This window comes from Pseudarthrobacter sp. HLT1-7 (genome assembly GCF_059383435.1).
The window spans coordinates 153,542-172,991 of sequence record NZ_JBWZCH010000001.1 but is presented as its reverse complement, the minus strand read 5'-3'; the positions used below and the strand labels follow the sequence as shown (position 1 = coordinate 172,991).

The following is a 19,450-nucleotide window of genomic DNA, read 5'->3' as shown; positions in this document are numbered from 1 at the left end:
ACGCCGGGATGACGGCGTTTCGAACTCCCGGTGCGCGGCGGGAACCCCGGCAATCCCCTGCCCGGGCAATGATTCGTCTGCTCTATCCACGGCGGGGAATCACAGGTAGTCTTCGAGTCATTGCTGAACCGAGACCCGTCTTCCAGAACGCAGCTCCGCAAGGGGGCTACGTTTGGACCGGGCTAACGGAACGCCTTCGGGGTACAGCCCCGCAGCTGGCACCATTCGAGGAAGGACCCTGCAGTGTCGAGCATGCCTGAAGCGGGAGGTATCGAACGAACCACCGCGATCGTCATCGGCACGGGACTCTCTGGCCTGGCCGTTGCCAGCGAACTGCAGCGCCGCGGAGTGGATTCCATCATCGTGGACGGGCTGGACCTGCTGGGCGCCGGCCACCCGGCCAACACCTCCTCGCTCCAGCGCTGCGATGCGGCCGACGCAGCCACCCTCAAGGAGCGCAACGAAATCCTCCGGCACCTGCGGAACTACGCCGCGAGCCACAAGCTCGATGTCCGCAACAGCATCCGGGCACTTCAGCTGGACCACCTCGAAGCCGGTGTCAGCGGCCCCACACAGCAGTGGGCCGTGCGCACCCCCGGCGGGGTCCTGCTGGCGGACCACCTCGTCCTGACGCGCTGCGCCCACAGCCAACTGCGCCGGATGCTCTCCGAACTGGGCATGGCCGCCGGGCAGAACCTGATGGCCGCCATGCATGCACTCGGGATGTACCTTGTGGGGGTCGGCGACCTAGCCACCCCGACGCCTAAGGAAGTCCTCCGCCAGGCGAAAGTGGTGGGCCAGGCGATCTCCGCCAAGGTCCACCCCGACGGCTACCCGTCGGTCCTGGCCGGCAGATTCGCCCTCGCGGCCCCGGCCTAACCAGTCCCGACCCAACACCCCTGCCCTAAACAGCCCTCCGTCCGGGTTTCGTCCCCACGGTTCCCTACCACAACGCGGGGTCAGTTACGGCCCATCAAAGGGCGCCGGATGGGCGCTAAGTGACCCCGCATTGCTTCTGTTCAGCTTCCGGTGCCGCCCTGCTCCGTGCCCGCGAGGCGACGCCTGGCCATCAGACCCAGGACAACCAGGATGCCCACGGCCGTCCCGACGAAGATCACGATGCTCCAGGGGAACGGCTCGGACGCGTTCGCGGAGCGCTCCGGCGTCGAGGTGATGCCTGGCTGGGGGGTGCCCAGCGTGGGGACGGCTGCCGCCGCCGTCGAACCTGCCGCGGCCGCCGACGAGGCGCCCGCCGTCGAACCTGCCGCGGCCGTCGAACTCGCTGCCGCCGTGGCGTTGAAGGTGAAGCTGCCCTCGATCGGGTGGCCGTCCGAGCTGACCACGCGCCATGCAACGGTAAACACCCCGGCGGGGGCACCGGACCTGAGCTTCTGGGACGCGACGCTGTCCACGATCTCGACGCCGCCGTCGGCCCAGCTGGTTCCAGCAGCGTCGCTCACCAGGATCTGCGAGCCCAGCGCCAGCGGGGCCTTGTTGAAGGTGACCGACACCGTCTCCGGCGGCTTTGGCACGGTGGCGCCGGCTGCCGGGCTGCTGGATTCGGCGGCGTCGTGCGCGGAAGCCGGGGAACCGGCACCCAGCACGGCGGCGGCAAGGACGAGGGCACCCAGCAGGGCGCTCAGAAACTGTCGGAAGAGGCGCATGGAAAAAGCTACTCCTAGTGTTGGCTTGCTAACAGCCTAGGCGAAATGGGGCGGTCGCCGCGGTACCGCCCCATAGGATTCAAGTAACCACCCACGTCTCCCGGAGGACCAATGCTCAAGCAGGGCTCTGCACTCGACCGGTATTTTAAGATTTCCGAGCGGGGGTCCAACGTCTCGCGGGAGATCCGTGGCGGCTTCGCCACGTTCTTCGCCATGAGCTACATCGTGGTACTGAACCCGCTCATCCTGTCCGGCCCGGATTCCGCCGGCAATACCCTCGGGTTCCCGGCCGTCGCCGCAGTCACAGCGCTTGTGGCCGGCATCCTGACCATTCTGATGGGCGCCTGGGCCAAGCACCCGTTTGCGCTGGCAACGGGCCTGGGCGTCAACGCGTTTGTGGCGGTCACGGTCGCCACGAACCCGGGCCTGACCTGGCCGGACATGATGGGCCTGGTGATGCTGTCCGGTGTGACCATGCTGATTCTGGTCCTCACCGGCTTCCGGACCGCTGTCTTCAAGGCGGTCCCGGAGGGGCTGAAGACCGCGATCGTGGTCGGCATCGGGCTGTTCATCGCCCTGATCGGCCTGGTTAACGCGGGCTTCGTGCGCCGCATCCCGGACGTCGCCGGCACGACGGTCCCGGTCGGGCTGGGCTTCGACGGCAAGCTGCTGGGCTGGCCCACCCTCGTGTTTGTGTTCGGATTGATCCTGACCATCGCCCTCGTGGTCCGCAAAGTCAAGGGCGCCATCCTGATCGGCATCGTCGCCTCGACCATCCTGTCTGTGATCCTGGAATCCACCCTGAACATCGGTCCCAGCTTCGACGGCAAGAACTTCAACCCGCAGGGCTGGTCCCTCGTGGCCCCGACGTTCTCCGAATGGGCTGCCCCGGACCTGTCCCTGATCGGCAAGGCCAACCCGCTGGGCGCCTTTGAGCACCTCGGCTTCGTCGCCGCGACCCTGCTGGCGTTTGTGATCCTGCTGAGCATCTTCTTCGACGCCATGGGCACCATGGTGGGCCTGGCCACCGAGGCCGGCACCATCGACAAGGACGGCAACATCCCCAACGTCGACCGTGTGCTGCAGGTGGACGCCCTCGGCGCCATCATCGGCGGCGGCGCGTCCGTCTCCTCGAACCAGATCTACGTCGAGTCCGGAGCCGGCATCGGCGAAGGCGCCCGCACCGGCCTGGCCTCGATCGTCACCGGCCTGCTGTTCCTCGTGGCCATGTTCTTCACCCCGCTGATCAACCTCGTGCCGTTCGAGGCCGTGGCACCTGCCCTCGTCATCGTCGGTTTTATGATGGTCTCCCAGGTCGGCAACATCGATTGGCAGGACTGGGGCATCGCGATCCCGGCGTTCCTGACCTTCACCCTGATGCCGTTCACCTACTCGATCGCCAACGGCCTCGGCGCCGGCTTCATCACCTTCGTCCTGATCCGCACCTTCCAGGGCCGCGCCCGTGAGGTGCACCCTCTGATGTGGGCCGTCGCCGCGGCGTTCCTGCTGTTCTTCGCGATCGGCCCGATCGAGGCCGCCCTGGGCATGAAGTAGCCTCTACTCCGCTTCCCCCGCCCGCACCACCCGTCCTTCGGCGCCGAGGTGAGACTTCGCGCCCATGTCTGGTCAAGACATGGGCGCGAAGTCTCACCTCGGCGGGAAATGGTGTCGGTTTCCGGGATTTCGGACAGCACGACGGCGGCGCTGCTGGTTTTCGCGTCCCGCGTGCGGTGAGCTAGGGGTATGGTTTCGCACCCACCCGCCGTTGATGTCCCGCCGCAGCCCTGGACCGGGAGGTTCGACGGCGACGGGGACGATTACCGCCGCTGGTGGCAGGCCGTCACCCCGTACACGCCGCCCGCCGGCCTTGCCTCTGCCGCCACGACCCCTGAGGCCCCTGCCGCGGCCGGGGCAGTGCGCCCCGCCGTCATCCTCGGCTTCGGCAGCGACGCCGGAGTCCTGCGCAACAAGGGCCGACCGGGCGCCGCGGCCGCACCGGCCGCCATCCGCACCGCCCTCGGCCCGCTCGCCTTCCATCTGGGCCGGGACGTGCACGACGCCGGCGACGTCACCGTCGCCGGGGACGCCGGGGATGCCCTGGCGGCCGGACAGGCGCGTGCCGGACTCGCCATCACCGCACTGCTCGACGCCGGGCTCCTCCCCGTGGTGCTCGGCGGCGGGCACGAAACGGCGTACGCGAGCTACCTGGGCGTGGCAGGATCGGCGGCAGTCCGCGGGGGGCTGAAGCTGGGTGTGCTGAACCTCGACGCGCACTTCGACCTCCGCTACGAGCCGGTGCCCAGTTCCGGCACGCCGTTCCTGCAGATGGCCCGCGCGGAAGCCGCCGCGGGCCGCGAACTGACGTACGCCGTCGTCGGAATCTCCGAACCGAACAACACCCGGGCGCTGTTCCGTACCGCAGCAGAACTGGGCGTGGACTACCTCCTGGACGAGGACAGCTCGGCGGAGGCCGCGCATGCCTTTGTGGCGGCGTTCCTGGCCCGGGTGGACGCGCTGTACCTGACGATCGACCTGGACGTGCTGCCGGCGTCGGTGGCCCCCGGCGTGAGCGCCCCGGCGGCGTACGGTGTGCCGCTGCCGGTGATCAGCGCCGTGTGCCGGCAGCTCGCCGCGAGCGGGAAACTTCTGCACATTGACGTGGCTGAGCTGAACCCGGAGTTCGACGTCGACAACCGCACCGCGAAGGTGGCCGCCCGGCTGATCACAACACTGCTGGGCTAGCCGGCCTCAGACCCGCTGCACGGCCGGCGCGCCGGCAAACGGCGCCGCGCCGGAAGCCTGCGCCAGGACGTCGTCCACGAACCGCAGGATCTCCTCCCCGGCCAGGATTCCCGCAGTCGAGGTCACCGTCAGGTTCGGCCTGGTGAAGGCGTCGCTGTCGAGTTCGCCGTGCGCGGGCCGGATGGCGATGTCCGCGAGTTCAAGAATTCCCGCGTCGAGCCGCGAGTCGCCGGCCGCGACCAGCAGACCTGTTCCGCTCCGCCGCCGGACCTCATCCACGGCGGCTTCCTTGGTGATCGGGGCCGGCACGCAGTAGAGCTTTCGTCCCTGCAGGGACGTGGTCCAGCCGCGGGCCCGGCACCAGGCGGCGAGTTCCTCGAGGTACGCGTCGGGCAGCGCCTGCCGGTCAACGATCGAATACACGAAGAAGTCTTCGGCAGTCCGGACCCGCAGGATCGCGGGAACCGCCGCGCTGCCGGTCAGATGGTCCAGCACGTCGCTCAAGGGCGCGCAATCCGTCCCCAGGGACCGCTGGATGTGGCGGGACCAATCGGCGTCCGGCTCGCCGTCGTGCAGCAGCACCGCGCCATTGGTCGTCACGGCGTAGCCCCGGCCGAAGCCCGGCAGCCGGACCCGGGCGAACTGTGCCTGCGTCCGGGTGGTGACGGGCACAAAGATGCTCCGCTCCACGATCCCTTCCAGCAGCTCTTCGGCGGCCCGGGTCATAAAGGACAGCGGCGACGCGTCGTAGACCTCGGCCACCACCATCCGGGGCGCCAGGTGGTCGGCTCCGCCGAGCGCCATGGAATTCGCCGAGTAGATCAGGGTACGGTCCAGGTCACTGGCAACCATGACCGGGCCGGTGCCCGCGTGAGCGCTCATACGTCCACCACGGACCTGCCATCGGCGCCGGTCGCTCCCGGCGTGTGGAGCGGGTGGATCAGGCCCACGCAGCTGTAGGCCAGCCCCGGAACTTCCAGTACCTCGACGCCGCGCTGGTCTGCCAGGTGCAGGACGTGCGCGAGCTCCGGAACCGCCTCGGGGCGCACCAGAACCTTCCACGGCACGCGCCGCAGCAGGACCCTGGTGGTTTCGCCGACCCCTGGTTTGACCAGGTTGACGTTGTTGATGCCGAAACTCCTGCTGATGTCCTCCACGGCGGCCCATCCGGACCAGTCCGCCTGCGGAAGCCCGCCGATGTCCGTGGGGGCGTGCGCCGCGGCAGCAGTGACCTCGTCCCGTACCCCGGGGAAGTTCGCCGCGACCGCGTCCAGGAAGCCGTTGGAGACATCGCTGCCGGCCAGTTCCGAGTAGAACTTGGCGCCGTGGAAATCGCCCGGGCCGATCAGTGCCCTGTTGAAAACGGTGCGTGAGACGAGGCCGGAGACGGTGGAATTCAGGCAGGCCGAGGGGACCAGGTAGTCCTCCCGGGTGCCGAAGATCCGGACACAGTGCCCCGGGTCCGCCAGGACGGCCAGGTCCGGCCGGAAGGCCGGTCCGTCGGTCTTTTGGAAGAGCTCGACGGCGGCCGCCAGCTCACGGGCGATCGCGCCCTTGCCGGTCCAGCCGTCCACGAACATGATGTCTTCCGGGCGGTGGTGGGCGGCGAGGTAGCCGAGAGCGGTCTGGTCAATGCCGAGTCCGCGCACGATGCTGATGGCATAGTGCGGCAGGTCCAGGCCGTGGACCTCCCGGGCCCAGCGCTTCATCAGGATCCCCACCGGCGTTCCGGCCCGTGCCAGCGACACCAGGACAGGGGCGTTGCCGCGCAGTTTCAGGACCTGCTCCGTCAGGGTACCGACGGCGTGGGCGATCCGGACCGCCGAGCTCCCGAGCGCGGCCTGGAACAGCGCGCCGTACTCGGGGGAGGGTTCGAACTCCTGCGGCAGCGATTCGGCGTAACTGGCTTTCCCGGATTGGATGGCGGCTTCACGTTCGGCCCGCGGCGCCTCCAGCTGCGCAAAACTCAGGTCCTTCAGCAGCCATTGCACGTCATCCGGCGCGTAGGAGCCGAAGTCGGGGCCGAGCAGCGGCGCGGGGAACCGTGTGGGGAACGGCGCCTGGCGCGGCGCCTGGCAGGGAAGCAGCACCAGCTGGACGTCGGCGCCGCTCCCCGCAACGGCCTCCGCGATCCGGCCGGGAGCCAACAGCTGGGACTCCGGCGTGCCGGGCTCGGCCATGATCACCACCGTGTCGAAAAGTCCCCCGGCGTGCGCCAGGTTGTAGGCAAACCGTGGACCGGGCCCGTCCGGGGCATCGTCGTCGCTGTCAAAGGCAATCGCCGAGCGGATGGCGTAGCCCGGCTCGTCGAGGACAGCGATGGGCGACCGGGTACTGGTCGAATACCGGATGTCGGTGTCCGGGCACAGCTCCTGCAGCCGGGCAGCGACCGCCAGCGGGAGCGCCATGAACTCCTCCGTGGCCAGGACCAGGACGCGGGCTCCCGCCGTGGCGCCGGTGTGGCCGGTGTGGCCGGGGGCGCCGGGAAATGCGCTCAGTGCTGCGGCGAGGGCGTCGGCGATCTCCGCCGCCTGCCGCGGATCGGGGCGCCCTGCGACGCCGAAGCGGGCGCTGCGGATGGGCGGCACGACGCCGGCCAGGTCCAGCAGCCGGACCTGACCCCGGCCGCGAACCGATGGATGCGGCCGCGGGAGGCTGCCGATCAGTTCCGCGGCATCCGCAGCGAGCGTGGCCGGCAACTGGATGCTGCCCTGGGCCAGTGCCACGGCGCTGATCCTGGCGTCAATTTCGAGCGCCAGTGCATCAAGCTGATTCCTGTCCGCGTCGGAGCGCAGGTCGACGAGGGATGCAATGATGTACCGGCGGTGCGGGGCCGTGTTGTGGAGTTCGCGGATGGTGTTGATGATCGTGGCGCCGGTGCTCAGCTCGTCATCGACCAGGACCACCGTTTCGGCCCGGTCCAGGGCGGCGCGGCTCGTGGGCAGCAACTGGTGGGACGTGGCGTGCGAATGCATCTCTTCGAACGCCCCGTACGGCGCTACCCCGCCGCTGCCCTGCCGGGTGGAGTGGATGTAGTACGTCCCCAGCTGCCCGGCCACCAGCTGTCCCAGCCCCGTGGCCGTTTCCGCGTAGCCGATGGTCACGGCGCCGGGAAGTTCGGTTTGCTGTCCCGCGAGCAAAGCGCAAAGCTCCGTCACGGCGGACGCCCTGGCCTGCCGCTCGTCCCGCTTCGCCGGGTCCTCCCGGGCCTGCGTGCCCGCCGGGCTGGCATCGCCGTCCCGGCCGGCGTCCACGGCCAGCAGCAGCCCCAGTCGGTCTGCAGCCTCATCGATGACGGCCGTGAGGAGTCCGGCGGACGCCGCGTGCCCGGCGGAGCCCTCGTCTGAGCCCTCGAGTTCCCTCCTGATGAGGAGGGCGAGGAGCCAGCCGGCCGACGTCGTGATTCCGGGTTCGGTGGGGACATGCTTGGCGAGCACCCGGGAGACGAGCAGATGGGCCCGCTTCGGATTGCGCCGCAGCGCCAGGCCGACGAGGGCTTCCACCGGCAGCACGCCGTGACCGGTGGTCGAGGCCACGTCTACGCCGAGGGTATCGCGGACGTAGTTTCCGCTCCAGGGGGCATCCGTACGGACTGCCTTCATCGCATGCTCGCTTCCAGTAGTTCCACAAAATTGACCCCTGGCCGGGCGACGCCGAAGGCCCGGGCCCGCAGCAGGGTGCGTTCCGCCCAGGCACGGTGCGGCTTCAATTCATTCATCTTGTTTCCATAGGACGACGCTTTCACGCCACCTCCCGCGCTCCCGGCAATATCCCGGGCATCGAGGTATTCCTCATGGCTCACGACGCACATGGAATGCACTACGGGAACGTGGGTGGGGTGGATGACCGTCTTGCCGAGCAGCCCGTTGGCCAGGTCCAGCTCGATCTCGCGAATCAGGCCGTCCAGGTTGTCCATCAGGATGCGCTGGCGGAGCTCGCCTTCGTTGACGGCCTCGAACGGTGAGGACCGCAACTGCGTCCTCAGGACCCGCTCGGTGTTGACGAAGTGCTCCCACACTGGTCCGGAAATGACCCAGCCGTTCTGCGGGCGGCCGAAGATATTCACCACGTCGCCGATGATGTTGGCAACGACCTTGACGTTGTAGATGGTCAGGTCGCGGGAACGCCGCAGCCCGAAAGCGCTGGACATGTCCGTGGCACCGATCCTGACGCACAGCACCAGTTCGCGGAACTCTTCGATCAGGGCCAGGTTGTCCGTCAGCACCCGGACCCGAGATTCAAGATGGGTTGTCGACAGGTCCTCGATGATGGGCATGGCCTGCAGCGCCTGTGCCGCCGAAGCGCCGCCGCGGCCGGCCTCCTCGTTAAGCTGCTGCAACGCCACCATAAAGGCGCGTCCCCGGCCTGTTTCGTTCTCAAACTTGGGCAAAACGAAGCCGTAAACGACCCCCAGCGCGGCACCGGCCCGGCGTCCGACGTCGAGTAGCTGTTCCGGGGTACGGCATCGGATGAAGATCAGTGGCAGCTCGCCCGGATCCTCCTGCGAAAGCTCCGCCAGCGCTATGAGCAGGTTCTCCTCTGCCGCGGGCACGTCATCATCGGGTACGGCGTCCTCCAGGCAAATGACGATACTCAGACACCCGGCCCTGGCCTGCTTCCGGATGCCCGCCGCGAGGCCGCTCCGGGTGGCCGGCGAGTAGAGGGTGGCACCCAGGGCCACGGCCAGCAGTCCTGGGTCCGAGGTGCGGTGAAGGACCTCGGGGCGCAGATGGAAAAGCCGATCCTTGACGGATTCAGGCAGGGCTCTGAAGTGCTGCATCTTCCCCTAATTCTTAGCTGCGGTGTGCTGCCGGTTAGCGCAGGAGTACCCGTTGGTCCAGTGGAATCGTCATGGTGAACCCGAAGGTGGCCCAGATGACTGCGTCGGAGGCATCTGCCGGGACGAACTCGGCGCGGACCTCAAGGACTCCGCCGATCCGCACGACATACAGAACGCTCCGGAAGCCGCCGTCGTTCCTGGCGGCCACCGCGGCGGCGGCGCCGTCGAAGACTCCGATCGTCAAAGGTGACTCGCCAGCGATGAACAGTGCGCGGCGCAGCAGGCGGACGTGGCGCAGGGATACGATTCCGGACAGGTCCTGAATTCCGGCGAGGGGCCGGTTACCGGGTGTGCTGACCGGGGTGCCGGCCTTGTGCCCGTCCGCGTGGTGGGCACCCGTGGTGAGGTTCTGGTCCTCCCATGCCACCGAGCGGGCCCCGGCCACCAGGAGCGAACCGATCGCGGATTGCCTCGCGTTCAGGCGCACCACCGGATTCGCTTCCCCCAACTCGCGGAGGCTGCCAAAGGCCGGAGCCGGGAACAGCCGCTCCGCGGCCGACGGGGCGGTGCGCGGCGCCGGACCCGGCCTGGTCGACGGAGTGCCGCTGGTCGCCGGAGTGCCGCCGGCCGCCGGAGTACGCGCGGGTCCGGGGCCGAGATTAAGTCCCGCGGAAACGGCGGAACCGGACGGGCCGGCGGAACCGGAGGGACCGGAGACCCGCGGTCGGTGGCCGAGCGTCAGTCCCGCGGAAGTCGACGGGCCGGGGTCCGGCGGCGGGGCTGCGCCGGCCGAAGCGGGCGGTGCAGTTTCCGGGCGCTTGACAACTTTCCGGCGCCGGCTGAGGTAGTCGATATCGGTCCGTACAGGGCTTCGATTCAATCCCATGGTCAGAGCTTCAACTTGAAGTCCGCGGCAACGGCGGCGAGCCCGGCCTCATAGCCCTGACCGAGGGCCCGGAACTTCCAGCCCCCGCCATGCCGGTACAGCTCACCGAGAATCATGGCGTTGATCTTATCCAGGTTCCCCCGCGGCACGCTGAAACGCAGGAGTTCCCGGTTCTGCTCATTGGCGACCCGCAGATAGGCGTTCTTGACAGCGCCGAAGGTGCCGGGCCCCCGGACATCCGGATCCACGTAGAGCAGTACCGCGATCTTGCTGACCGTCCCGGGCACCCGGGTGAGGTCGACGTCGATCTGCTCCTGGTCTTCCGCTCCGGCGAAAGCGATGCTGCCTTCGGGGCTGGCGATCTGGTTGAAAAAGACGAGGTGGTCATCCGAAATGGCGCGGCCGTCCGGCCCGCACATGATCGCCATCGGTACCAGCTCGGCTTGCGGCCCACGGCTGGGCACCATTTCCCAGCCGATCCCAAGCAGTACTTTCCCGAGTCCGGGGTTCTCAGCGGTGAGGGCGGCGTTGCTGCCCGCGACCATCGAAGCCACTAGTGTCCTTCCAGGTGAAGACCGTCAACATCAAATTTGTCCCGCAGGAACTGGCCGTGAACCGCCAGTTCCGTGATAGCCCCCGTACGGACCTGGTTGTCCAGGTTTTTGACGGTTGAGTAGAGCGTGTCAAGCTGCTCCAGCAATACGGTTGTGTCCGCGGAGTCCTCATTCCGTGACGAAGCGGCCAGCATCAAATAGGCGCGCAGCGGGGACGGCAGATAGTCGGTGATGATGGCGTTCAGGAGGACGCGCTGCTCGGTGGACGCCCCGGATTCCCCGATGTAGCCGATGAGGGACCCGAGGATGTCCGCCAGCGCCAACAGTTGTGAGACCACAACGGTGGGCAGTTCGGCGCCCTTGCTCAGGGCCGTCCCGCGCAGCTCCCGGAGCGCGGACCCGGTGGCTGCCAGCTCGACTGCAACCGGATCGACGGCGGCGGGCAGTTCGGCGCCGGAGTCGGCAGCGGGGCGGTTACCCGCTCCGCTGCCGAACAGCGAGCCTAAGAATTTTGCGACCATAGCCCGTAAGCCTATTGCTCAGGGCCGGCGGCCGCTAATTTCCCTCCTGCTGGCGCACCCGGTCCAGGTAGGGACGGGCGCGTTCGAGCCCTGTTTCGAGGGCGTGAACGGTGCCTTCCATGCTCTTGTTGGCTTGCGAGCGGAAGGTGTCGATGGCGTCCATGGTCTGGAAGACGTTGTCGAACGCTTTCTGCAGGGTCTCCACGCTGACGCCGGAGCTGGCCGCCTGCTGGTGGATCCGGGCGGTCTGATCCTTCAGCATCTCGCTCGTCTTGAGGATCATGTTGTTCGTGGTGGTGTTGATGGCGTCGATCTGATCCAGCACCATCTTCTGGTTGGCGAGAGCCTGGGCCACGATCACGGCGGTCCGCAGCGCGGAGATCGTGGTGGTGCGGGCACGCTCAACACCCTTGATGAGTTCGGTGTTGTTCTTGCGGATCATGTCGATGGCCAGGTAGCCCTGGACCGATACGGCCAGCTGCGTCAGGATGTCCTGGTGGCGCTGGCGGATCGGGTACAGCACATCGGCGTCGAGTTTGCCGGCTTCTTCGATCTGGCCCGAGATCTTCATCTCATCGACTTTGGCTGCTGTTGCCCCGTCCAGGGCCTTCGCGAATACCGCATACTCACTCAGCCCCTGCATGGTTTCCCACAGCTGGGTCTTTTCCTGGGCCAGTGCGGCGTTGTCCTTAAGCAGCGAATCCTGCCCCGCCATCAGGGACTTGATGATCTTGTCCAACTGCGTCTGCGCGGATTCGTACTTCTGGAAGTACTTGGCCAGTTTGTTGCCGCCGGGGATGATTCCCAGGATCTTGCGGCCCACGCTCAGGTCGGCCGCGTTCGGGGTGAGGTCTTCCACCGTGGACCGGAGTTCACCAAGGGTGGACGCTACCTGCACCTGGGCGCTGCTGCCGGCCTTCTTCGCGCCGGCCAACGACGTGGACGACCGCTCCAGCAACCGGCTCGAGGTGTCAGCGGAGGACACCAGCTGCTGGCCCGCCAGCCGGTTGATTCCGTCGATCTTGCTGGAGTACTCGGGGCTGTGCGGGTTCATAGCAGCGACTTCACTGACGAAAGCCCGCGCCTGCGCGTTGATTTCCTGCTGGCGTTCAGCTGGAACGGGGACCATTCCCGGGGCGTCGTCCACCTTGACGATGTCCACGGATTCCGGCGCGTTCAGTACCAGCGGTGCCGGCGACGCCGTCTCAGGCGGTGTGAGTTGCATGCTCATTGTTGTCTCTCTCTATTCTCTGGTCGCGGCGTCTTAACCGAGCTGGACGCCGAAGTCCGCGGCGATGCCGGCGAGGCCGGTGGCGTACCCCTGTCCGACGGCCTTGAACTTCCATTCGCCATTGTTGCGGTAGAGCTCTGAGAAGATCATGCAGGTCTCCGGCGCCGCATCCTCGCTGAGGTCATAGCGCACCACTTCCACGTCAGTCTCCTGGTTCACCACGCGGCAGTAGGCGGCGCGCACCTGGCCGAAGTTCTGCCGGCGGGTCTCTGCCTGGTCAATCGAGACCACAAAGACGATCCGCTCAACATCTGCGCCCACTGCCGAGAGCTCGACGGCGACCACTTCGTCGTCGCCGTCGCCCTCGCCGGAACGGTTGTCCCCCTTGTGGACCACCGAGCCGTCGGGTGCAGCCGGCTGGTTGTAGAAGATGAAATCCGCGGAACTGCGGACCTTTCCGTCGGCGCCGAGCAGGAGCGCCGAGGCATCCAGGTCGAATGCGTCGCCGGTTGTTGTCCGGGGATCCCAGCCCAGCCCGATGAGAACCTTGTTCAGCCCCGGATCGGTCTTGGTGAGCGAGAGGTTACTGCCTTTGGTAAGGGTCAAGCCAGCCATGATTATTCTCCTAGTTCAGTCAGGTGGGCCGGCCCGGGTTCCCCCGGGCCGCCGGGTTTCTAGTCCAGTGCGATGCCGAAGTCCGTGGCCACGCCACGGAGGCCCGAGGCGTAGCCCTGGCCCACGGCACGGAACTTCCACTCGCCGTTGTGACGGTAGATCTCCGCGAAAATCATGCACGTTTCGGCGGCCGCGTCCTCGGTGAGGTCGTAGCGGACCACTTCGTTGCCGGTCTCCTCGTTCACCACCCGGCAGAACGCGTCGCGGACCTGGCCGAAGTTCTGCCGGCGGGCGTCTGCCTGGTCGATCGACACGACGATCACGATCTTCTCGACGTCGGGTGCGACGGCGTCCAGGTCGATCAGGACCTGTTCGTCGTCGCCGTCGCCGTCGCCGGTGCGGTTGTCCCCCTGGTGCACGATGGCACCGTCGGCCGAAGACAACTGGTTGTAGAAGATGAAGTCGGCGTTGGAGCGGACCTTCCCGTCCGCCCTGACCAGCAGCGCCGAGGCGTCGAGGTCGAACTGTTCGCCCGCCGTGGTCCGCGGATCCCAGCCGAGGCCGATCATGGCCCGGCGGAGCCCCGGATCAGCCTTTGTCAGGGACAGGTTACTGCCTTTACTCAGGGTCAGGCTGGACATGTGTACCTCCTTGGTGCGCTGCGGGGACGGGCTTAGAGCACGGAAGCAGCGACGCCGAGAACCTCGGCGGCGGTGCGGCCGTTGGCCGGCGTGCCGATCGCCTGGAAGGTCCAGGCGTTGCCGGTCCGCGACAGCTTCGACATGACCATTGCCGTGTTCTTCCCTGCCTCGGTGAGGGAGTAGCGGGCAACTTCCGGGCTGCCCGCGGCCGAGTCGTCGATGACCCGGCAGAACGCGTTCTTGACCATATCGAAGGTCTGCTGGCTGTAGCTCGTGATGACAAACACGACGTGCTTGACCGCCGGCGAGACCGCGGGCAGGTTCACCATCATGGTCTCGTCGTCGCCGTCGCCGGCGCCGGTGAGGTTGTCACCGGTGTGCCGGATGGCGCCGTCCTTGCTGGTGAGCTGGTTGAAGAAAACCGTGTCCAGGTGCTTGCCTTCGCCGTCGAACATGATGGCCGAGGCATCCAGGTCGACCTCAGCGGTCTTCGTTCCGCCGAAGAACCCCTTCTTGGCCGGCACAGCGGAGTCCCACCCCAGACCCAGGCGGACGTTCGTCAGGGACTCGCCGTTCTGCTTCGTCAGCGACAGTGACTGGCCTTTTTCCAAACTCAAACCCATTGATTTACTCGCTTTCCATAGTGGTGGCTACTGCTTGGTGCTGGCTACCGACGAGCCGTTCGCATCCGCCGGCTCGAGTGTTTCGTCCTGCCCGGCGGCGCGGTCCCGCCTGTTGCGCAGGATCGATCCCGTGAGGGCGGCGCCGATGAAGACCACTCCGATGAGGCCGGTGATGATCTCGTTGATGGGGACCACGATGGTGATAAGCAGGATGACGGCCAGGGCGCCAATGGCCCAGTGCGCGCCGTGGTCCAGGTACTTGAATTCGTCCAGCGTTCCCTGCCGGACCAGGAAGACGGTCAGGGAGCGGACGAACATAGCGCCGATGAAGCCGAGTCCGAGGGCGATGATGATGGGATCGGAGGTAATGGCGAAGGCACCGATCACCCCGTCGAAGGAGAAGGAGGCGTCGATTACTTCCAGGTAAAGGAAGAGCATAAAGGCAGCCTTGCCCGCAAGCTTGGCGGAACCGGAGGGACCGGAGTGGACGACGAGGTCCGCGTCCGCAGCGTCGATGTCGCCGTCCTGGTCGACGTCGAAAAGGTTACCGAGGCCGTTCACCAGGAAATAGGTGATCATGCCGAGCAGGCCCGAGAGCAGGACGATTCCCTGCTTCTCACCGGACACGGCACCGGCGAAGGCCAGCGCGGCCATTCCGGCGATCAGGGATGCGCCCTCGAGCTTGCCCAGCCGGGCCAGCGGAATTTCGAGGAATTTGATCCACTTGATCTCACGCTGGGCGAGGATGAAGTCCAGGAACAGCATCAGGAGGAACATCCCGCCGAAGGCCGCAATCTGGGGGTGCGCTTCGTGCAGGAGGTAGCCATAGGTGCCGGGAGCGCCGGGATCGCCCTTTTCCATGGCCAGGCTGACCGCTTCAATGGGGTTCAGGCCGGCTGTGACTCCGACGATGAGGAGCGGGAACAGGATGCGCATGCCGAAGACCGCGATGATGATGCCCACGCTGAGGAACATCTTCTGCCAGAACGGGTTCATCCGCTCGAGGATCCGGGCGTTGACCACGGCATTGTCAAAACTCAGGCTGACTTCAAGAATGCCCAGGATGATGCAGAGGATGAGCGCCTCGGGTCCGCCGTAGAGAAAAGCGACCACCAATGCAATGATGGTGACCGCGAACGACCAACCGAATGTCTTGAGAACCACGCTGGAACAACTCCTGGAACTACTGGTCCTGACCAGTTAATGACGGCAGGACGGCGAAAACCATCCCGGAAGTTATCCCCAGGACTTCGTGCCAATATCATATCGGCAGGGTGCGACGCTGTGCAGCCCCGTCCCCCACCTTCTCACAACGTCCGCAGCCCGGTCCAAGTTCCGTCCGCCTTCCCGGCGCTGATGGGTCGCCCGGCCATCAGCCTCACGGGCCGGGGCGCGGTCAGCTGCGCCGCACCTGCACGCCGTCGGACTTCAGGACGAGCTGCGTCCCGGACAGGTCCGCGGGGACCAGCCAGAGCACGTTGCCGCTCACCGAGACTTCTTCGACCTCACCGGCCGCCAGGACCCGTGCGTGCTTGAGGATTTCAACCCGGTCGCCGGCCTTGAGGCTTCCCCAGTCGGAAACCGTGGCGGCGGATACCAGGCGCCTGGACATAACCGTCCCGCGTGCTTTCATGAACTTCTACCCCTTTGTATATGTTCTGTGTCACAACGTCGTTGGTGCGACTTCCCCTTTGTACTACAGTTCCCGGGCCCCCGCCGGCCGTGTTGCCCACAATTTCGGGGCCGCCGGAAATTGCCCGGCCAAACCGCAGTTTGTTTGCCGTCAGGCGAGATTTCCGACGGCGGATTCGGCCGCCGCCCGGACCTTCCCCGAGGCAACGAGGCGGTCCGCCGCCTCCAGCTCCGGGGAGAGGAACCTGTCGGTTCCCGGACCGTCGACGACGTCGCGCAGTGCCGCGATCACCGCGGTGCCTGCCGGTCCCGGCACAAGGTCGCCGCCGGAGAGCTGGGTGCGGATGTCGAGCGCCCTCGCTGACGTGACGAGTTCGATCGCCAGGACACGGCGCAGGTTCTCCACGGAGCGGCGGAGCTTGCGGGCCGCGTGCCAGCCCATGGAGACGTGGTCCTCCTGCATCGCGGAGCTGGGAATTGAGTCCACCGACGCCGGGACGGCCAGCCGCTTGTTGTCCGAGACCAGCCCGGCCTGGGTGTATTGGGCGATCATCAGGCCCGAGTCGACGCCGGGATCCGCTGCCAGGAAGGCAGGCAGCCCGTGCGAGCGGGCCGGGTCCAGCATCCGGTCGGTCCGGCGCTCGGCGATGGAGCTCAGGTCCGCGACGACGATGGCCAGGAAATCGAGGACGTAGGCCACCGGAGCACCGTGGAAGTTGCCGTTGGAGCTGACCCGGCCGTCGGGCAGGACCACCGGGTTGTCGATCGCGGCGGCGAGTTCACGGGACGCCACCATGGCGGCGTGGTCCACGGTGTCGCGGACGGCGCCGGCCACCTGGGGTGCGCAGCGCAGCGAGTAGGCGTCCTGGACCTTGGTGTCGTTGATCCGGTGCGAGGCCACGATCGGGGAGTTGGACAGGACCCGCAGCATGTTGTCCGCGGAGGCGGCCTGTCCGGGGTGCGGCCGGAGCGCGGCGTGCAGTTCGGGCAGGAACACCTGGTCGGTGCCGAGCAGCGCCTCGACGCTGAGCGCTGCGGTGATGTCCGCCGTCGTGAGCAGCTGGCGGATGTCGGCGATGGCCATAAGCAGCATGCCGAGCATGCCCTCGGTGCCGTTGACGAGCGCCAGGCCTTCCTTTTCGGCGAGGGTGACGGGTTCTATCCCGTGTTCGGCGAGGAGTCCGGCGACCGGGCTTTCTCCACGTCCGCCGTAGGGCGTGCCGTCCGGGCCCGTCGCCTCGCCTTCGCCCATCAGGACCAGGGCACAGTGCGACAGCGGGGCGAGGTCGCCGGAACAGCCGAGCGAGCCGAATTCGCGGACCACCGGGGTGATGCCGGCGTTGAGGACATCCACCATGGTCTGCAGCACCACGGGACGGACGCCGGTGCGGCCGGAGGCGAGGGTCTTGGCGCGCAGGAACATGATGCCGCGGACCACCTCGCGTTCCACGGCCGGGCCCATCCCGGCGGCATGGCTGCGGATCAGGGACTTCTGCAGCTGGGTGCGCAGCTCGTTGGGAATGTGACGGTTGGCCAGGGCGCCGAAGCCCGTGGAGATGCCGTAAGCCGGGGCCTGGCTGTGGGCGAGGCGGTCGATGTGGGCGCGGACCTTGGCGACAGCGTCGAGCGCGTCCCGGGAGATGGTCACCCGGGCATCGTGGCGGGCGACGGCGACGACGTCCTCGGGCGTGACGCCGCTTGAGCCAAGCGTGACGGTGAGCGGTGAGTGGGTGGGGAGAGTCATGATATTTCCTGGTTGGTGGGAATCGATTGCTCCGTAGGTGCCCTTTTGGGGGCTCAAAACGGCACTTACGGAGCAACCGATGTGGATTGGGGGCTCGTGGGGATCATGGGGATGCGGACGCCGCGTTCCTTGGCGACTTCGACGGCGCGGTCGTAGCCGGCGTCGACGTGGCGGATGACGCCCATGCCGGGGTCGTTGGTGAGCAGGCGTTCGAGCTTCTGCGCGGCGAGGTCCGTGCCATCGGCGACAGAGACCTGGCCGGCATGGATGGAGCGGCCAATCCCGACGCCGCCGCCGTGGTGGATGGAGACCCAGGTGGCGCCGGAGGCGGTGTTGAGCAGGGCGTTGAGCAGCGGCCAGTCGGCAACAGCGTCCGAGCCGTCGGCCATGGCCTCGGTTTCGCGGTACGGGGAGGCGACGGAGCCGGAGTCGAGGTGGTCCCGGCCGATCACGATGGGCGCTTTGACCTTGCCTTCCTTGACCAGCTGGTTGAACAGGAGGCCGGCCTTGGCACGGTCGCCGTAGCCAAGCCAGCAGATCCGCGCCGGCAGGCCCTCGAACTCCACGCGCTCAGCGGCGGCGTCGAGCCAGCGGTGCAGGTGCTTGTTCTCCGGGAAGAGGTTTTTAATGGCGGCATCCGTGACGGCGATGTCCTCGGGGTCGCCGGAGAGCGCCACCCAGCGGAACGGGCCGAGGCCCTCGCAGAACAGCGGGCGGATGTAGGCCGGGACAAAACCGGGGAATTCAAAGGCTCGGTTGTAACCGCCCTTGCGGGCCTCGTCGCGGATGGAGTTGCCGTAATCGAAGACCTCGGCGCCGGCGTCCTGGAACTCGACCATGGCCGCCACGTGCCTGGCCATGGAGGCCTGGGCCTTCTTGGTGAAGCCGTCCGGGTCTGCGGCGGCTTCGCAGTGCCATTCCTCGATGGTGACGCCTTCGGGGAGGTAGCTCAGCGGGTCATGGGCGGAGGTCTGGTCCGTGACGATATCCACCGTGAGCTCGCCCGCGTTGTGGCGGCGCAGGATCTCCGGGAAAACTTCCGCGGCGTTCCCGACATAGCCCACGGACCAGCCGCGGCGCTCTTCCTTGGCGGCCAGCACCTTGGCGATGGCGGCGTCGAGGTCGGTCTCCACCTCGTCGAGGTAGCGCTTGCCGGCGCGGCGGCGCAGGTGGCTTTCGTCGACGTCGACAATCAGGCAGGCGCCGTCGTTCAGGGTGACGGCGAGCGGCTGGGCGCCGCCCATGCCGCCGCAGCCGCCGGTGAGGGTCAGGGTGCCGGCGAGGGTGCCGTCCTCGTCGCCGGTGAGTTTGCGGGCGATCGCCGCGAAAGTCTCGAAGGTGCCCTGCAGGATGCCCTGGGTGCCGATGTAGATCCAGGACCCGGCGGTCATCTGGCCGTACATCATCAGGCCCTCGGCCTCAAGCCGGCGGAATTCGGGCCAGTTGGCCCAGTCGCCGACGAGGTTGGAGTTGGCCAGCAGCACCCGCGGCGCCCATTCGTTGGTGCGGAAGACGCCGACGGGCTTGCCGGACTGGACCAGCAGGGTCTCGTCCTTCTCCATGGTTTCCAGCGTGCGGGTGATGGCGTCGAACGCGGCCCACGACCGGACGGCGCGGCCGGTGCCGCCGTAGACCACAAGGTCATCGGGGCGCTCGGCCACCTCGGGGTCCAGGTTGTTCATAAGCATGCGCAGCGGGGCTTCGGTCTGCCAGCTCTTGGCGGTGAGCGTGGTGCCGCGGGATGCTTTGACCGGGCGGGCACCGGTGGTGAAATCGGCGGGTGCCATGAGGCTCCTTCTCGTCTTTTCTCGGCTGCT

At 67.3% G+C, this 19,450-nt stretch carries 18 protein-coding genes; 3 read left to right on the top strand and 15 right to left on the bottom strand.

Translation table 11 applies throughout. The annotated features are described in order from the left end of the window. Positions 1 to 252 precede the first annotated feature (252 nt). Complete coding sequence (locus AC50X6_RS00785; RefSeq protein WP_494964666.1) at positions 253 to 879, top strand: FAD-binding protein; 627 nt, start codon at positions 253 to 255, stop codon at positions 877 to 879. Between the two features lie 140 nt (positions 880 to 1,019). Here AC50X6_RS00785 and AC50X6_RS00780 read toward each other — a convergent pair whose 3' ends face one another. Continuing rightward, positions 1,020 to 1,664, bottom strand: coding sequence for a copper resistance CopC family protein (locus AC50X6_RS00780; RefSeq protein ID WP_494964430.1), 645 nt, complete (start codon positions 1,662 to 1,664; stop codon positions 1,020 to 1,022). A 111-nt stretch (positions 1,665 to 1,775) separates the two neighbouring features. On the opposite strand from AC50X6_RS00780, the gene AC50X6_RS00775 reads away from it, so the two are divergent. Then, positions 1,776 to 3,218: an NCS2 family permease gene (locus tag AC50X6_RS00775; protein WP_494964429.1), complete on the top strand. Its 1,443-nt coding sequence runs from the start codon at positions 1,776 to 1,778 to the stop codon at positions 3,216 to 3,218. Positions 3,219 to 3,407: 189 nt separating this feature from the next. Next, complete coding sequence (hutG, locus tag AC50X6_RS00770) at positions 3,408 to 4,406, top strand: formimidoylglutamase (RefSeq protein WP_494964428.1); 999 nt, start codon at positions 3,408 to 3,410, stop codon at positions 4,404 to 4,406. A gap of 6 nt (positions 4,407 to 4,412) precedes the next feature. Here the strand turns inward: hutG and AC50X6_RS00765 are convergent, their stop codons facing one another. The 14 genes from AC50X6_RS00765 to hutU all read right to left on the bottom strand — a co-directional run bounded on the left by AC50X6_RS00765 (position 4,413) and on the right by hutU (position 19,420). Then, positions 4,413 to 5,288, bottom strand: coding sequence for an HAD family hydrolase (locus AC50X6_RS00765; protein ID WP_494964427.1), 876 nt, complete (start codon positions 5,286 to 5,288; stop codon positions 4,413 to 4,415). After that, positions 5,285 to 8,008, bottom strand: coding sequence for a phosphoribosyltransferase domain-containing protein (locus tag AC50X6_RS00760; protein WP_494964426.1), 2,724 nt, complete (start codon positions 8,006 to 8,008; stop codon positions 5,285 to 5,287). The genes AC50X6_RS00765 and AC50X6_RS00760 overlap by 4 nt, the downstream gene beginning before the upstream one ends. After that, positions 8,005 to 9,186, bottom strand: a complete 1,182-nt coding sequence (locus AC50X6_RS00755) for an HpcH/HpaI aldolase/citrate lyase family protein (RefSeq protein ID WP_494964425.1) — start codon at positions 9,184 to 9,186, stop codon at positions 8,005 to 8,007. The genes AC50X6_RS00760 and AC50X6_RS00755 overlap by 4 nt, the downstream gene beginning before the upstream one ends. 34 nt (positions 9,187 to 9,220) lie before the next feature. After that, complete coding sequence (locus AC50X6_RS00750) at positions 9,221 to 10,072, bottom strand: hypothetical protein (RefSeq protein ID WP_494964424.1); 852 nt, start codon at positions 10,070 to 10,072, stop codon at positions 9,221 to 9,223. A gap of 2 nt (positions 10,073 to 10,074) precedes the next feature. Then, positions 10,075 to 10,617, bottom strand: coding sequence for a TerD family protein (locus AC50X6_RS00745; RefSeq protein WP_494964665.1), 543 nt, complete (start codon positions 10,615 to 10,617; stop codon positions 10,075 to 10,077). A gap of 8 nt (positions 10,618 to 10,625) precedes the next feature. Further along, the gene (locus AC50X6_RS00740; RefSeq protein ID WP_494964423.1) at positions 10,626 to 11,147 is read right to left on the bottom strand and encodes a hypothetical protein; all 522 of its coding nucleotides are present in this window, start codon (positions 11,145 to 11,147) and stop codon (positions 10,626 to 10,628) included. Between the two features lie 34 nt (positions 11,148 to 11,181). Next, positions 11,182 to 12,378, bottom strand: a complete 1,197-nt coding sequence (locus tag AC50X6_RS00735) for a toxic anion resistance protein (RefSeq protein WP_494964422.1) — start codon at positions 12,376 to 12,378, stop codon at positions 11,182 to 11,184. Between the two features lie 33 nt (positions 12,379 to 12,411). After that, the gene (locus AC50X6_RS00730) at positions 12,412 to 12,993 is read right to left on the bottom strand and encodes a TerD family protein (RefSeq protein ID WP_494964421.1); all 582 of its coding nucleotides are present in this window, start codon (positions 12,991 to 12,993) and stop codon (positions 12,412 to 12,414) included. Between the two features lie 59 nt (positions 12,994 to 13,052). Beyond that, the gene (locus AC50X6_RS00725) at positions 13,053 to 13,634 is read right to left on the bottom strand and encodes a TerD family protein (RefSeq protein WP_326965889.1); all 582 of its coding nucleotides are present in this window, start codon (positions 13,632 to 13,634) and stop codon (positions 13,053 to 13,055) included. A gap of 32 nt (positions 13,635 to 13,666) precedes the next feature. After that, entirely contained in the window at positions 13,667 to 14,257 is a 591-nt protein-coding gene (locus AC50X6_RS00720) for a TerD family protein (protein WP_326965890.1), read from the bottom strand. Between the two features lie 27 nt (positions 14,258 to 14,284). Then, complete coding sequence (locus AC50X6_RS00715) at positions 14,285 to 15,421, bottom strand: DUF475 domain-containing protein (RefSeq protein ID WP_494964420.1); 1,137 nt, start codon at positions 15,419 to 15,421, stop codon at positions 14,285 to 14,287. A 232-nt stretch (positions 15,422 to 15,653) separates the two neighbouring features. Beyond that, positions 15,654 to 15,890, bottom strand: coding sequence for a hypothetical protein (locus AC50X6_RS00710; RefSeq protein WP_494964419.1), 237 nt, complete (start codon positions 15,888 to 15,890; stop codon positions 15,654 to 15,656). A gap of 150 nt (positions 15,891 to 16,040) precedes the next feature. Then, complete coding sequence (gene hutH / locus AC50X6_RS00705) at positions 16,041 to 17,633, bottom strand: histidine ammonia-lyase (RefSeq protein ID WP_494964418.1); 1,593 nt, start codon at positions 17,631 to 17,633, stop codon at positions 16,041 to 16,043. Between the two features lie 65 nt (positions 17,634 to 17,698). Beyond that, complete coding sequence (gene hutU, locus AC50X6_RS00700) at positions 17,699 to 19,420, bottom strand: urocanate hydratase (protein ID WP_494964417.1); 1,722 nt, start codon at positions 19,418 to 19,420, stop codon at positions 17,699 to 17,701. Between the last annotated feature and the right edge of the window lie 30 nt (positions 19,421 to 19,450).